Source organism: Allobosea spartocytisi (genome assembly GCF_014764685.1).
Classification (GTDB): Bacteria; Pseudomonadota; Alphaproteobacteria; order Rhizobiales; family Beijerinckiaceae; genus Allobosea; species Allobosea spartocytisi.
In genome coordinates this window covers 22,974-36,188 of record NZ_JACXWY010000023.1, presented here as the reverse complement: position 1 = coordinate 36,188, position 13,215 = coordinate 22,974, and the positions used below count along the sequence as shown (strand labels likewise).

Sequence of the window (13,215 nt, the reverse complement as noted above, 5' to 3'; positions counted from 1 at the left end):
CCGCAAGCGACTGCTACCGCAGCGGCAGAATGCGGCAGATATCGCCTTTGTGAGCCGGCTCTGCATGCGCCGGCCGGATCGTCAGGGCCTTGGCGCGCGCCAAGGTGCCCAGCATCGAGGAATCCTGCCTGTCGAAGGGCGTCACCATCCAGCCGGCCGGCGTCAGGGCAAGATCCGAGCGAAGATAGTCCTCGCGCTCATCATTAGCCGGCATATCTTTTCCGAGAATCGCCGGAATGCTGCGGTCACGATCCGGATCGGCCATGCCCAGCAGCGCCTCGATCAGCGGCAGCAGGAAGAGATGGCCGCAGACGATCGACGAGACCGGATTGCCGGGCAGCCCGAGCACCACCATGCGGCCAAGCCGGCCGGTCATCATCGGCTTGCCCGGCCGCATCGCGATCTTCCAGAAACCGAGGCTCATGCCGGCCCGCTTCAGCGCCTCCTGCACGAGGTCGTGATCGCCGACGGAGGCGCCGCCGAGGGTGATCAGGACGTCGGCTTCCGCGGCCTGGGCGGCGGCGATCCGCGCCGCGAGGTCGTCGTGATCGTCGCGGGCGATGCCGAGGTCGAGCGCCTCGCCGCCGGCCTTTTCCACCAGTGCCATCAGCGAGAAGGAGTTCGAGGCGACGATCTGGTCCGGCCCGGTCGGCTCGCCCGGCGCCACCAATTCGTCGCCGGTGGCGAGGATGGCGACGCGCGGCTTGCAGCGTACCGGCAATTGCGGATGCCCCATCGCGGCGGCGAGGCCAAGCGCGGCGCTGTCGAGCACGCGCCCAGCCGTCAATGGCACGTCGCCGTGACGGAAATCGAGCCCGGCCGCCCTGACGAACTGGCCCTTATGGGCCGGCACGCGCACCGTGATGGTTTCGCTGCCGACGCCATCGGCATTCTCCTGCATGAGGACGCTGTCTGCGCCCTCCGGCATCGGCGCGCCGGTGAAGATCCGCACAGCCTCGCCCGGGCGGACGCTGCCGTCGAAACGCCGCCCCGCCGCGGATTCGCCGATCACGCGGAGTTGCTTGCCGGCTTCCATGTCGGCGGCGCGGACGGCATAGCCGTCCATGGCGGAGTTGGCGAAAGGCGGTTGGGTGCGCAGCGCCTTCACATCGGCCGCGAGCACGCGCCAGGCGCAGCGCGCCAGGGGCAGCATCTCGCTGCCCGTCGGCCCCGGAACGCTGTCGAGCAGGGCCTTGAGCGCGACGGGAACCGGGGTGAGAGCCATGTCAGAGCGCCTTGGCGTCGTAATCGCCGGATTGTCCGCCGGATTTGTGCAGCAGGCGGATGCCTTCGATCCGCATCGCCCGGTCGACGGCCTTGACCATGTCGTAGACGGTCAGGCAGGCGACGGAGACGGCGGTCAGCGCCTCCATCTCGACGCCGGTCTGCCCCTTCATCTTGACCTCGGCGCGGACGCGCACGCCGGGCAGGGCCTCGTCCAGTTCGAGATCGACAGCGATCTTGCTCAGCAGCAGCGGGTGGCAGAGCGGGATCAGTTCATGGGTGCGCTTGGCCGCCATGATGCCGGCGAGCCGGGCTGTGCCGAGCACATCGCCTTTCTTGGCGTTGCCGTCGCGCACGATCGCGATGGTTTCAGGCGCCATCACGACGCAGCCTTCGGCGACGGCGATGCGGCCGGTCTCGGCCTTGTCGCCGACATCGACCATATGCGCGGCGCCTTGCGCGTCGAGATGGCTGAGCCGGCTCACGCCGCGTTCTCGCGCGCCTTGCCGGTGAGCAGCAGCGCGGTCGCGGCCGCGACATCGGCCTGTCGCATCAGGCTTTCACCGACGAGGAATGTTTCGACGCCGACCTTGCCGAGACGCTGAATGTCGGCGTGGGTGAAGATGCCGCTCTCGCTGATGACGATGCGGTCGGACGGCACGCGCGGCGCCAGCCGCTCGGTCACGGCGAGATCGACGTTGAAGCTGCGCAGGTCGCGGTTGTTGATGCCGAGCAGCCGGCTTTCGAGCTTGAGCGCCCGGTCGAGCTCGGCATCGTCATGGATCTCGACGAGGACATCCATGCCGAGTTCGCGCGCCGTGTCGTTGAGCACCCGGGCGGTGGCGTCGTCGACGCCGGCCATGATGATCAGGATGCAATCGGCGCCCCAGGCGCGGGCCTCGAAGACCTGATAGGGGTCGTAGAGGAAATCCTTGCGCAGCCCCGGCAGGCCGCAAGCCTCGCGCGCTTGCGTCAGGAATTCCGGCTGGCCCTGGAAGGAGGGCGCGTCGGTCAGCACCGAGATGCAGGCCGCGCCGCCCGCCGCATAGGCGCGTGCCAGCGCCGGCGGGTCGAAATCGGCGCGGATCAGCCCCTTGGACGGGCTCGCCTTCTTGATCTCGGCGATGAGCGCCGGCGTCCCGGCTGCAACCTTGGCGGCGAGAGCGTCGGCGAAGCCACGCGGCTTGCCGGCGGCGTGCGCGCGGCGCTCGATCTCGGCCTGTGGGATCGCAGCCTTGGCGGCGGCGATCTCCTGGCGCTTATAGGCTTCGATCTTCGCGAGGATGTCGGTCATGGCCAGCCTCCTCAGCCGTTCGAGACGGCGATGAGCTTCGCGAGCGTCGCCTTGGCCTTGCCGGAATCGAGCGCGGCCGTGGCCTGGGCGAAGCCGTCCTTCAGATCCCCCGCCTTGCCGGCGATGAGCAGTCCCGCCGCCGCATTGAAGGCCGCGATGTCGCGGAAGGCGGTCTTCTCGCCGCCAAGCACGGCATTGAGGGCTGCGGCGTTCTGCTCGGGCGTGCCGCCGCGCAGATCCTCGGGCTTGGCGAGGGCGAGGCCGATATCGGCCGGGCTGATCGAGAAGCTCTCGATCTTGCCGTTCTCCAGCGAAACGACGCGGGTCGGACCGGTGGTGGTGATCTCGTCGAGTCCATCCGAGCCGTGCACGGCCCAGACGCGGGTCGAGCCGAGCGTGGCCAGCACCTTGACCATCGGTTCCAGCCAGGTCTCGGAGAAGGCCCCGACGAGCTGGCGCTTGACGCCGGCCGGATTGGAGAGCGGGCCGAGCAGGTTGAAGATGGTGCGCGTGCCGAGCTCGGTGCGCACCGGCGCGACATGGCGCATCGAGGCGTGATGCGTCGGCGCGAACATGAAGCCGACGCCGGCCTCGCGGATGCAGCGTTCCGTGCCGGCCGGGTCGAGCCCGACCTTGACGCCGAGCGCGGTCAGCACGTCCGCCGCGCCCGAACGTGACGACGCCGCGCGGTTGCCGTGCTTGGCGACAGGCACGCCGCAAGCGGCGGTGATGATCGAGGCCAGCGTCGAGACATTGTAGGAACCCGACGAATCGCCGCCGGTGCCGACAATGTCGATGGCATCGGCCGGGGCCTTCACCGACATCATCTTGCCGCGCATGGCGCCGACGGCGCCGGCGATCTCGTCGATCGTTTCGCCGCGCACGCGCAGCGCCATCAGGAAGGCGGCGGATTGCGCGTTCGTGACTTCGCCTGAAAGAATCGTGTCGAAGGCGTCGCGCGCCTCCTCTCGCGAGAGGCTCGCACCGGTGGCGACCTTGGCGATGAAGGGTTTGAAATCGTCCATGGAAACTCTGCGGAAATCAGGCGGATGGGGACAGGGCGGCAGCTTCGTGCTCGCTGAGCCATCGCTGGGCGAGGTCGAGGAAGTTCCGCAGGATCGTGGCGCCATGCTCGGAGGCGATGCTCTCCGGATGGAACTGGACGCCGTGGATCGGCAATTCGCGATGCGACAGCGCCATGATCAGCCCGTCATCGGTCTCCGCCTCGATGTCGAAGACCGCGGGGCAGGTTGCCCGGTCGACGACCAGCGAATGATAGCGCGTCGCCTGCAGCGGGCCGTTGATGCCACGGAACAGGCCGCGCGACCGGTGCTTGATCGGTGAGACCTTGCCGTGCATGGGCAGGGCTGCCCGCACGACATCGCCGCCGAAGGCCTGTCCCATCGCCTGCAGGCCCAGGCAGACGCCGAAGATCGGCTTCACGCCGGCGCCCTCGCGCACGAGATCGAGGCAGATGCCGGCTTCGTTGGGCGTGCAGGGGCCGGGCGAGAGCACGATCGCGTCGTGCTCGCCGTTGAGCGCCTCTTCGACCGTGAGCGCGTCGTTACGCCAGACATCGACCTCGGCGCCCAGCCCACCGATCAGGTGGACCAGGTTCCAGGTGAAGCTGTCGTAGTTGTCGATCAACAGAACGCGCATGGCCGGACCTGTGAATGCGGCTTGAGGTCATGCACGTTCGGGGGCGGGGTGGTCAAGTTTTGCGCGGGGCGCGGACGAGGTTCCAAGTCGGCGGGCAAGATTCCGAGTCCTCATCCTGAGGAGGCATTCCCTTGGGAATGGCGCCTCGCGGCGCTCCTCAGGATGAGGGCTCGGTTTTTTGAGAGGCAACTCAGACCGCAGGCGGGTTGAGGCGCGCGAAACCTTCCTGTCGACGATAGGGGGAATAGGGATAGGGCGCAGGGCGCTCGCTCACGGCGTCCAGCCTCGCGACCTGCTCCGGCGTCAGGTTCCAGCCCACGGCGCCGAGATTGTCGCGCAATTGCTGCTCGTTGCGGGCGCCGATGATGACCGAGGACACGGTCGGCCGTTGCAGCAGCCAGTTGAGCGCGATCTGCGGCACGCTCTTGCCGGTTTCCTGCGCGATCGCGTCGAGCACGTGGACGATGGCATAGAGTTGCTCGTCCTCGACTTGCGGCCCGAATGCGGCGGTCTCATGCAGGCGGCTCGAAGCGGGCAGGGGCTGGCCGCGGCGGATCTTGCCGGTGAGTCGGCCCCAGCCGAGCGGGCTCCAGACCAGGGCGCCGACGCCCTGGTCGAGGCCGAGCGGCATCAATTCCCATTCATAATCGCGCCCGACGAGCGAGTAGTAGACCTGATGCGCGACATAGCGCGGCCAGCCATGACGCTCGGCGGCAGCGAGCGATTTCATCACGTGCCAGCCGGAGAAATTGGAGACGCCGACATAGCGCAGCTTGCCAGCCCGGACGAGCTCGTCGAGCGTCGAGAGAACCTCCTCGACCGGGGTGCCGGCATCGAAGGCATGCAATTGCAGCAGGTCGATGTAATCGGTGCCGAGGCGGCGCAGCGCATCCTCGGTCGCCTTGATCAGCCGGCTGCGCGAGGAGCCGGAATCGTTCGGGCCGTCACCCATCGGCAGCGTGGTCTTGGTCGAGATCAGCACCTTGTCGCGCCGGCCCTTGATCGCTTCGCCGAGCACCTCCTCGGAGGCACCGTTCGAGTAGACATCCGCCGTGTCGAAGAGGTTGAGCCCGGCTTCGAGGCAGATGTCGACGAGGCGGCGGGCCTCCTGGGCATCGGTATTGCCCCAGGCGCTGAAGAGCGGCCCCTGTCCGCCGAAGGTGCCCGCACCGAAGCTGAGGGCGGGAACCTTCAGTCCCGAATGGCCCAAACGCCGATAGTCCATGGTCAGAATCTCCTGTGAGGCCGCAAACATGGAGGCGCCGTGCCGGCGCGATTAGCCCGTCCAGGGGAACATCATTCGTGAGTTGAAGTCATCGATCCCGCACCACGCGGCGGACATCGGAGCGCGGGGCATCCCGGACGCAGCGAAGCGGAGATCCGGGATCCATCGCCGAGCTGGACGCCTTACGATGGATCCCGGGTCAAGCCCGGGATGACCTGGAGGTTTTGTAGAAAAGGGCGGTTCAGCCGCGCGCGCTGCGCGGCATGCCGGCGGTGCGCGGCTGGGCCAGTCCCGGCGCGGTCTCGACGCCGAGCGTCGGCAGGGCCAGCGTGCGCTGGCCGCGGAAATCGACATGGCAGACGATCAGCCCGCGTTCCTCGATATAGCCGAGCAGCCGCCGCGCCCGGCTCGGCGAATGGCTGCCATAGACCCGCGCCAGCTCCGCGTCGCTCGGGCAGGTTCCGCCTTCGATCGCCGTGCGGGCAATGAACAGGAACAACCCTTGCAGGTCCTCCGGCAAGGTGCCGGACGCTTCCACCGCCGCTTGCCAGCCCTCGCTCGCTGCGATGCTGTCGTTCACGCCGGCGCGCGCCACGGCGAGCTTGCGGCGAAATTCCTCGAGGCTGAGATGGGTCCGGCCGAGTCGCCGCATCCGGCAGCGCACGGTGAAATCCTGATACAGCACCGCGACCTGGCGCGAGCGCGCCTCGGGGTCGGCCATCAGCTCGCGCAGGATCTCGGCCATGATCGCCTCGCGCTCCGCTGGCTCGAGCTCGATCTCCGGCTCGGGCTCCGGCAGCGGGGCAGGGCGATAGGTCTCGATCTGGCGCAGCACCTCGCTCGGATTCGGGCGTGGGCGTGGAGCCGGGCGGACCGGCCGGGCCATCGGCGGCGGCTCGTCCTCGCCCGGCGTGAAGATCAGCTTGCCGGCATCCTCCGGCGCCTGCTCGGGCAGGGGCATCAGCCCCGGCGCGCTGCCACGGTCTACGGAACTCACCGCGCCGATCCGGATCGGCAGCGGGCGCTTCGACAAAGCGGGGCCGAGCGCGACGAACTGGCCGCGCTCGAGGTCGCGGAACATCTCGGCCTGGCGTCGGTCCATGCCGAGCAGGTCGGCGGCGCGCTGCATGTCGATGTCGAGGAAGGTGCGGCCCATCAGGAAGTTCGAGGCTTCCGCCGCGACGTTCTTGGCGAGCTTGGCGAGGCGCTGGGTCGCGATGACGCCGGCGAGCCCGCGCTTGCGGCCCCGGCACATCAGGTTGGTCATGGCGCCCAGTGAGAGCCGGCGCGCCTCGTCGGAGGCCTCGCCCGCCATCACCGGCGCGAAGAGCTGGGCCTCGTCGACCACGATCAGCATCGGGAACCAGAGCGAGCGGTCGACGTCGAAAAGCCCGCCGAGGAAGGCGGCGGTGGCGCGCAACTGATCGTCGGCTTCGAGGTTCTCAAGGTTCAGCACCACCGAGACGCGGTGCTGGCGCACGCGCAGCGCGACGCGCTGCAATTCCGCCTCGCCGCATTCGGCATCGACCACGACATGGCCGAACTGGTCGGCGAGCGAGACGAAGTCTCCCTCCGGATCGATGATGGCTTGCTGCACGAGCGGGGCGCTCTGCTCCAGCAGGCGTCGCAGCAGATGCGACTTGCCCGAGCCGGAATTGCCCTGGACGAGCAGGCGCGTCGCCAGCAATTCGGCGAGATCGATGAGACCGGGCTCGCCGGTCCGTGTCGTTCCCATCTCGATTGCCGTCGTCATGCCGGTCGTGAATCGCCTTGAATGATGGTGCGCAGAAGCGCGGCCGGCGCTTCTAGCATGGCCTCGTCCCCGCCGGACGCAGGGCAGAGCTGCATTCCACAGGCAATCGCCGTTGGAGTGAGGTCAGCTCAGCGCGGGCAGCGCAGCTCCCGTTCCTGCCGGACGATGTCGGCGACCGCGCGCCGGTCATTGGCCGAGAGCGGCACGTCCTCGATGGCGTCGTACTGGCAGCCGGCATTGCCGAAGGCGTCGATCGCGCGCTGGGTTCGGAAGCAGTAGCCTCGCGCTTTGTAGATCTCGTTGCGCGATGTCCACAGATCGGCGCAGCGTTCCGACTGGGCCTGGGCCGGGCCGGCCGCCAGCAGGATCGCCAAAACCGATCCAACCAAGCCCGATCCGGCCAGCGCGCCGCCGAGCGGCAGGCCCGAAGAAATGCAGCGGCGCATGGCGATATCCTCCTCAGCCGGTTCTCGCGACGTTGTGAAGAAGCCCGGCGCCCGAAACAAGCGGGAAACCGCGACATGACCGTGTCATGACGACAGGCTTCCACTGACACAGGCTCGAACCGGGAACCCTGCGGATGCGATTCGGCTATTGCGAGAGGCTGGATGCTGGCTTCTGGGCCGAGCCGCTCAATGCCGTGACGAATGCGGCGTTTCTCATCGCCGGTTTCGCCGCTCTGTGGCTCTGGCGGCGCCATGGCAGGGGCGAGGCCGTCACGCTCGCGCTGATCCTGCTCGTCCTGACCATCGGCATCGGCTCCTTCCTGTTCCACACCATGCCCGATGGCTGGACGCTGGCGGCCGATGTCGTGCCGATCCAGCTCTTCGCCTTCGGCTATTTCGCTTTTGCCCTGCGCCGCTTCCTCGGCGCTTCCCCGGCCGTGACCGCGGCCGGAACGCTCGCCTTCTTCGGCGTTGCGCTGGCCCTGTCCTGGGCCGGGCGTGCCGTGCTGCCGCCGATCATGGCCGGCTCCGCCGGCTATGCCGCCTTCCTGCTCGGGCTGTTCGGCATCGCCGCTGCATTGCCGCGCCGGCCGGAACTGGGCCGGGTGCGGCGGCTCGTCTCGTTGGCCGGCCTCGCCTTCGCCGTCTCGCTGACATGGCGCAGCACGGATGGCGCGCTCTGCGGGGCGCTGCCGATCGGCACGCATTGGCTCTGGCACCTGCTGAACGCGCTGGTGCTCTATTGCCTGCTGCGCGCGGCGCTTCCGGGCCGTGAAGCAGTCAGGGGCGCGGAGGCCGGGCCTACATCTCCAGGCAGGTGATCACCTGGACATAGCTCGGCGGCCCGCCGAGCTTCGCCCCCTCGACGCAGGTGTTGCGCTTGGCAACGGGGTATTGCGACCATTTCGCGGTGAGGTCGTCGCGGGCCTTTTCCTCATCCGTGCGGCAGGCGCTGACCGTGCCGCCGACGCTGTTGCTCGACTTGCCGACATCGCGACAGGTCGCCTCGATGTTGAACTTCGGCGGCCCATCGGCGACGGGAACCATCAGGCCGGAGGAGAGCGAAAGCGAAACGAGGCTGACGATGAGCATGGCGAACTCTCCATTGGCGCGCCCGGCCTGATCAACGCGTAGATACGGGCGCTGTTCCGCCTCTGATTCTAACGTCTCGCAACCGTGATGTCCGCCGCCGAGCGGGCATCGATGTCGACGATGGCGAGATCGGGCCGGTCGAGCGCCGGATAGGCGCTTTGGCCGGTCCGTTGCACGAAGACGACGCTCGCCAGCGCAGTGTGGCTCGCCAGCCGCGAATGCGCCAGCGCCGGCTCCATCTCGCCGGGCAGGACGAGATGGACATGGCGGCCGCCCTCGATGCAGGCCTGCAGATCGCCGAGGTTGAACAGGCCGAGCGGTAAAAGCTCGACCCCCGTCAGCATCGCCATGCCCGGCCCGCTCGCCAGCGCCGCGAGGTCGCCCCCGACCATGGTCGTGACGATGCGCGAGGAGGTGACCGGCTTCAAGAGCCGCGACAGCTCCAGCGCCTTGCCGAGCACGTCGCGCTCGGGCACGACGAGCGGCCCGGCCATCGTCGCCGCATCCACGACCTGGAGCGACGGCCGCTCGGTGATGGTCGGCAGCGGATGCAGCGAGGCATTCGCCATCAGCATGTCGAGCGGTGCGACGCCGTCGGGGATATCGGGGCCGAAGCCGCCGACGAAGCGGGTGCTGAAGGCACGCATCGCCAGATTGCGCAGCGTCAGCAGCGGGCGCAGCGGGCCGACCCGGCTGACCCCGAGCGCCATCACCGCGTCCGATGCCTCGATCAGCCGGAGCAATTCGAGTTCGTTGCCGTGGAGCGGCAGCATCAGGGGCGACAAGCCCGCCCGCAGGCAGGCCAGAATGGAAACGATCGCCTCGGGGCCAAGCGGAGCCAGGATCGCGACACTCGCGCCGGGCTGCCCCTTGTTGATCGAGAGCAGCCTCGCCAGCCGGTCGATGCGCTGGTCGAGCTGCAGGAAGTTGATCGAGGCCGGGTTGACGTCGCTCCAGCCGCGCCGGCCGGGCGGATCGCGCAGGGCTGCCTCATAGCCGCGCCCACGGGTCAGCGCCGAAAGCAACGCGTCGAGGTCGAGCCCGTCGAGCAGGGCGGTGGCTTCGTCCTGTTCAGCCCGCATCGACGGTCCTTCAGTTCGCCGCGGGCGGAGCGGCCGGAAGCCGCGCCAGCGTTTCGGTGGACAGGAAATAGGCCGGCTGCCGGCCGCTCAGCACGACGTCGCGTGCAAGGGCGAGCCATGTGTCCGGGAGGTAATAGAGCGGCACCACGTAGAAGCCCGAGATCAGCAGCCGGTCGAGCACGCGCGCCGCCGCGACGAAATCCTCCCGCTCGCGTGCCTTCAGCAGGCCTTGCAGCGCGGCGTCGATGGCGGGCGACTTGACGCCGGCATAGTTGAGCGAGCCCCGGCGCGCGGCATTGGCGGAGCCCCAGCGCCCGATCTGCTCGTTGCCGGGCGAGGCCGAAGCGGGCCAGGTCCACTGGATCATGTCGAAATCGAAGGCGGATAGCCGCCGCCAATACTGCACGTCGTCGATCAGCCGCACCTGCGCGGCGATGCCGAGCCGGCCGAGCGACTGCGCGAAGTTCAGCGCCAGCCGCTCCTGCGACCGGCTCGTCACCATGATCTCGAAGCTGAAGGGCTCGCCCTTGCCGTTGCGCAGGGCTCCGTCCTGCAGCGTGAAGCCGGCATCCTTGAGCAGGTCGAGCGCCCGGCGCGCCTGCTCTCGGTCACGGCCGGAACCGTCCGTCTCGGAGGGCCGCCAGGTTCCGGCGAGGATGTCCTCGCGCACGGCGCCGGGGAAGGCCGCGAGCAGCGCGGTCTCGCGCGCATCGGCCGGCACGCCCAGCGCCGACAGGTCCGAATCGGAGAAGAAGCTGCCCGCCCGGCGATAGGCGCCGTGGAACAGGTTGCGGTTGACCCATTCGAAGTCGAACAGGAGCCCGAGCGCCTCGCGCACCCGGATATCGGCGAAGATCGGCCGGCGCGTGTTGAAGACCAGGCCGGTCATGCCCTTGGGCGTATCGAAATGCAGGGTCTCGCGGCGGATGCGCCCGTCATGGACGGCCGGGATGTCGTAGCCGGTCATCCAGCGGGTCGGGTCGCCTTCGAGCCGGAGATCGTAGAGACCCGCCTTGAACGCCTCGAACAGCGCGTTGGAATCGCGATAGAAATCATAGCGGATCTCGTCCGCGTTGAAGAGGCCGCGCATCACGGGCAGCTCTTCGCCCCAGAAATCCTTGCGCCGCTTCAGCGTCAGCGATTCGCCAGGCCTGACCTCGCTAACGATATAGGGACCCGAGCCGAGCGCCGGCTTGAAGCTGGTGTCGCCGAAGGTCTCGGCGTCGGTGGCGTGCTTCGCGAAGATCGGCATGGCGCCGATCATCAGCGGCAATTCGCGGTTGGCGCCGTCGCCGAGCGCGAAGACGACGCGCCGGGGCGAGGGCGCCGACGCCCCGGTGACGCCGGACAGGCTGGCGCGGTGATACGGCTTGCCCTTCGTCTTCAGCATCTCGAAGGTGAAGAGCACGTCCTCGGCCGTGACCGGCTTGCCGTCGGAAAAGGTCGCGCGCGGATCGATCTCGAAGGCAAGCATCGTCCTGTCGGGATCGAGCTCGACCTGCGAGGCGAGAAGGCCATAGGCGGTGAAGGGCTCGTCGGCCGAGCGGTAGAGCAGGCTCTGCTGGACGTATTTCGGGACCGCGTCGGGCGCGACGCCGAGCACGATCAGCGGGTTGAGGCTGTCGAAGGTGCCCTGGATGCCCAAAACGATGCGCCCGCCCTTCGGCGCCTTCGGGTCGGCATAGGGCAGGTGGCCGAATCCTGGCTGCAGGGCCGGCGTGCCATGCATCGCGATCGCATGGCTGGCGATGGCTTGGCCTGCGGGAACCGAATCGGCGTGAGCGGGCCTGCCCGACGCGGTGGCGAAGGAGCCCAAGGCAAGCAGCAAACTGAATTCGCGACGCGACGGCGTCACGATTAATCGAGGCAAATCCATCGCACGACCTGATTCCCTGCCGAAGAATAGCATGGGGATGGGCTCGTCAGGCAGTTATTCGGGCTGGAATTGGGCGGACGAACTCGCTAAAGGCGAGGGCGGGTGTCATTCAAACGCCTCAATCGCCCTTGATGTGCACGGCTTGCGGTGGCCGGCGCAACCATGCGATTGGGCCGCCGGCGGTGACGCACGCGGCTTGCGAAGTCGTGATCCCGAATTCGCCTGTGAGGAAAAGCAAGGAATGCCCGCTCCGTTTCGCTTGTCATCGTCTGCCCTGGCGCTCGTGCTCAGCGCGGCCGTGGGCTTTTCGCCCATCGCGGCCTTCGCTCAGGCCCCGGCCCAGCGGCCGGCGCCCGCGCGTCCGGCGGCCCCGGCCCAGCAGCCGGCCGCTCCCGCCCAGCAGCCCGGCGCTGCCGCGCCTGCCGGCCCCACCGTCGTGCAGGTCAAGTCCAATCCGGAGCAGACCAGCTGGACCAAGGTCTGCGGCAAGGACCAGGCCGCCAACAAGGAAATCTGCTACACGACCCGCGACTTCGTCTCGGATCAGGACCAGCCGGTGCTGGCCGTCGCGATCTATGACGTGAAGGGCGATCCGAACAAGATCGTGCGCTTCCTGATGCCGCTCGGCCTCCTGCTCCAGCCGGGCATCCGCTTCGGTGTCGACAGCGCCCAGCCGGTCGGCGGCCGCTATGCGATCTGCTTCCCGAACGGCTGCTTCGCCGAGGCGCAGATCAAGGATGACTTCATCAATTCGATGAAGAAGGGCACCAACCTCAACGTCAGCGTCCAGAACCAGGGCGCCCGCGAGGTGACCTTCCAGATCCCGCTCGCCGATTTCGCCAAGGGCTTCGACGGCGCGCCGATCGACCCGAAGGTGCTCGAGGAGCAGCAGAAGAAGCTTCAGGACGAGGTGGCGAAGCGCCAGGAAGAGCTGCGCCAGCGGCTCGGCGCCGGCGGTGCCAATGCCGCCCCGGGCGCTGCTCCTGGTGCCGCGCCCGCTCCCGGCACTGCCCCGGCGACGCCGCCGAAGCCCTGATCGGGCAACAGGTCGAGAATCGAAAAGGCCGGCCCGAAAGGGTCGGCCTTTTTCTTTTGAGCAAAAGCGTCAGCGCGCAGGGGCTTGGGCGCTGGGGCGTCGCCCTCAGTTCAATCCGGTGCGGTCGATCCGGTAGCGCCCCTTGCGGTCGCGGCGGAAGAACTCGCGCGCCCGCGGATGGCGGACCGGCTCGCCGGAATCATCGACGACGAGATTCTGCTCGGAGACATAGGCGACGTATTCCGTCTCCTCGTTCTCCGCGAAGAGATGGTAGAAGGGCTGGTCCTTCGACGGGCGCATGTTCTCCGGAATCGCCTCCCACCACTCATCGGTGTTGGAGAAGACCGGGTCGACGTCGAAGATGACCCCGCGAAACGGATAGATGCGGTGTTTGACCACTTGCCCGATGCAGAATTTGGCCGAACGCGCTTCCATGACAAACCTACGCTATCCCCGCCGATCCTTTGCCGGCCGGGGTCGTCGCCGCCCTTGCGAGAGCAATGCGTCGTAAATGCGTCAAAATCAATC

14 protein-coding genes are annotated in these 13,215 nt (G+C 68.2%); 2 read left to right on the top strand and 12 right to left on the bottom strand.

Annotated features, from left to right (window positions below):
• Nucleotides 1-13: 13 nt before the first annotated feature.
• From IED13_RS24215 to IED13_RS24180, 8 genes are all read right to left on the bottom strand, one after another.
• A complete protein-coding gene (locus IED13_RS24215; protein ID WP_191125719.1) occupies nt 14-1,225 on the bottom strand; it encodes a molybdopterin molybdotransferase MoeA in 1,212 nt (403 codons plus the stop codon).
• Nucleotide 1,226: 1 nt separating this feature from the next.
• On the bottom strand, nt 1,227-1,709 hold the full coding sequence (gene moaC / locus IED13_RS24210; protein ID WP_191125718.1) for a cyclic pyranopterin monophosphate synthase MoaC: 483 nt from the start codon (nt 1,707-1,709) through the stop codon (nt 1,227-1,229).
• Entirely contained in the window at nt 1,706-2,518 is an 813-nt protein-coding gene (gene trpC / locus IED13_RS24205; protein WP_191125717.1) for an indole-3-glycerol phosphate synthase TrpC, read from the bottom strand. Before trpC ends, moaC begins: the two co-directional genes overlap by 4 nt.
• An 11-nt stretch (nt 2,519-2,529) precedes the next feature.
• Complete coding sequence (gene trpD, locus IED13_RS24200; RefSeq protein ID WP_191125716.1) at nt 2,530-3,543, bottom strand: anthranilate phosphoribosyltransferase; 1,014 nt, start codon at nt 3,541-3,543, stop codon at nt 2,530-2,532.
• 16 nt (nt 3,544-3,559) lie between these two features.
• A complete protein-coding gene (locus IED13_RS24195; protein WP_191125715.1) occupies nt 3,560-4,177 on the bottom strand; it encodes an anthranilate synthase component II in 618 nt (205 codons plus the stop codon).
• 190 nt (nt 4,178-4,367) lie between these two features.
• Nucleotides 4,368-5,402, bottom strand: coding sequence for an aldo/keto reductase (locus IED13_RS24190; protein WP_191125714.1), 1,035 nt, complete (start codon nt 5,400-5,402; stop codon nt 4,368-4,370).
• Nucleotides 5,403-5,643: 241 nt separating this feature from the next.
• Nucleotides 5,644-7,155 (bottom strand): helicase HerA domain-containing protein, encoded by a 1,512-nt coding sequence (locus IED13_RS24185; protein WP_038367534.1) that lies wholly within the window; start codon nt 7,153-7,155, stop codon nt 5,644-5,646.
• A gap of 128 nt (nt 7,156-7,283) precedes the next feature.
• Nucleotides 7,284-7,601, bottom strand: coding sequence for a YARHG domain-containing protein (locus tag IED13_RS24180; RefSeq protein WP_191125713.1), 318 nt, complete (start codon nt 7,599-7,601; stop codon nt 7,284-7,286).
• A 134-nt stretch (nt 7,602-7,735) separates the two neighbouring features.
• On the opposite strand from IED13_RS24180, the gene IED13_RS24175 reads away from it, so the two are divergent.
• Nucleotides 7,736-8,422 (top strand): ceramidase domain-containing protein, encoded by a 687-nt coding sequence (locus IED13_RS24175; protein ID WP_191125712.1) that lies wholly within the window; start codon nt 7,736-7,738, stop codon nt 8,420-8,422.
• On the opposite strand, the gene IED13_RS24170 is transcribed toward IED13_RS24175, so the two are convergent.
• The 3 genes from IED13_RS24170 to IED13_RS24160 all read right to left on the bottom strand — a co-directional run bounded on the left by IED13_RS24170 (nt 8,403) and on the right by IED13_RS24160 (nt 11,603).
• Nucleotides 8,403-8,693 carry a hypothetical protein gene (locus tag IED13_RS24170; protein WP_133564163.1) on the bottom strand — a complete coding sequence of 97 codons (291 nt, stop codon included), beginning with the start codon at nt 8,691-8,693 and terminating at the stop codon, nt 8,403-8,405. The genes IED13_RS24175 and IED13_RS24170 overlap by 20 nt on opposite strands.
• A gap of 68 nt (nt 8,694-8,761) precedes the next feature.
• A complete protein-coding gene (locus IED13_RS24165; RefSeq protein WP_191125711.1) occupies nt 8,762-9,775 on the bottom strand; it encodes an AMP-binding protein in 1,014 nt (337 codons plus the stop codon).
• A gap of 10 nt (nt 9,776-9,785) precedes the next feature.
• Nucleotides 9,786-11,603, bottom strand: coding sequence for an extracellular solute-binding protein (locus IED13_RS24160; RefSeq protein ID WP_248312750.1), 1,818 nt, complete (start codon nt 11,601-11,603; stop codon nt 9,786-9,788).
• 289 nt (nt 11,604-11,892) lie between these two features.
• On the opposite strand from IED13_RS24160, the gene IED13_RS24155 reads away from it, so the two are divergent.
• Entirely contained in the window at nt 11,893-12,687 is a 795-nt protein-coding gene (locus IED13_RS24155; protein WP_038367528.1) for an invasion associated locus B family protein, read from the top strand.
• Between the two features lie 105 nt (nt 12,688-12,792).
• Here IED13_RS24155 and hspQ read toward each other — a convergent pair whose 3' ends face one another.
• Nucleotides 12,793-13,122, bottom strand: a complete 330-nt coding sequence (gene hspQ, locus IED13_RS24150) for a heat shock protein HspQ (RefSeq protein ID WP_038367525.1) — start codon at nt 13,120-13,122, stop codon at nt 12,793-12,795.
• Nucleotides 13,123-13,215: the final 93 nt, after the last annotated feature.

Excerpts from the sequence above, each read along its gene's own strand:
- IED13_RS24215 (WP_191125719.1), bottom strand. The coding sequence starts at position 1,225 with ATGGCTCTCACCCCGGTTCCCGTCGCGCTCAAGGCCCTGCTCGACAGC.
- trpC (WP_191125717.1), bottom strand. The coding sequence starts at position 2,518 with ATGACCGACATCCTCGCGAAGATCGAAGCCTATAAGCGCCAGGAGATC.
- trpD (WP_191125716.1), bottom strand. The coding sequence starts at position 3,543 with ATGGACGATTTCAAACCCTTCATCGCCAAGGTCGCCACCGGTGCGAGC.
- IED13_RS24195 (WP_191125715.1), bottom strand. The coding sequence starts at position 4,177 with ATGCGCGTTCTGTTGATCGACAACTACGACAGCTTCACCTGGAACCTG.
- IED13_RS24190 (WP_191125714.1), bottom strand. The coding sequence starts at position 5,402 with ATGGACTATCGGCGTTTGGGCCATTCGGGACTGAAGGTTCCCGCCCTC.
- IED13_RS24185 (WP_038367534.1), bottom strand. The coding sequence starts at position 7,155 with ATGACGACGGCAATCGAGATGGGAACGACACGGACCGGCGAGCCCGGT.
- IED13_RS24180 (WP_191125713.1), bottom strand. The coding sequence starts at position 7,601 with ATGCGCCGCTGCATTTCTTCGGGCCTGCCGCTCGGCGGCGCGCTGGCC.
- IED13_RS24175 (WP_191125712.1), top strand. The coding sequence starts at position 7,736 with ATGCGATTCGGCTATTGCGAGAGGCTGGATGCTGGCTTCTGGGCCGAG.
- IED13_RS24170 (WP_133564163.1), bottom strand. The coding sequence starts at position 8,693 with ATGCTCATCGTCAGCCTCGTTTCGCTTTCGCTCTCCTCCGGCCTGATG.
- IED13_RS24165 (WP_191125711.1), bottom strand. The coding sequence starts at position 9,775 with ATGCGGGCTGAACAGGACGAAGCCACCGCCCTGCTCGACGGGCTCGAC.
- IED13_RS24155 (WP_038367528.1), top strand. The coding sequence starts at position 11,893 with ATGCCCGCTCCGTTTCGCTTGTCATCGTCTGCCCTGGCGCTCGTGCTC.
- hspQ (WP_038367525.1), bottom strand. The coding sequence starts at position 13,122 with ATGGAAGCGCGTTCGGCCAAATTCTGCATCGGGCAAGTGGTCAAACAC.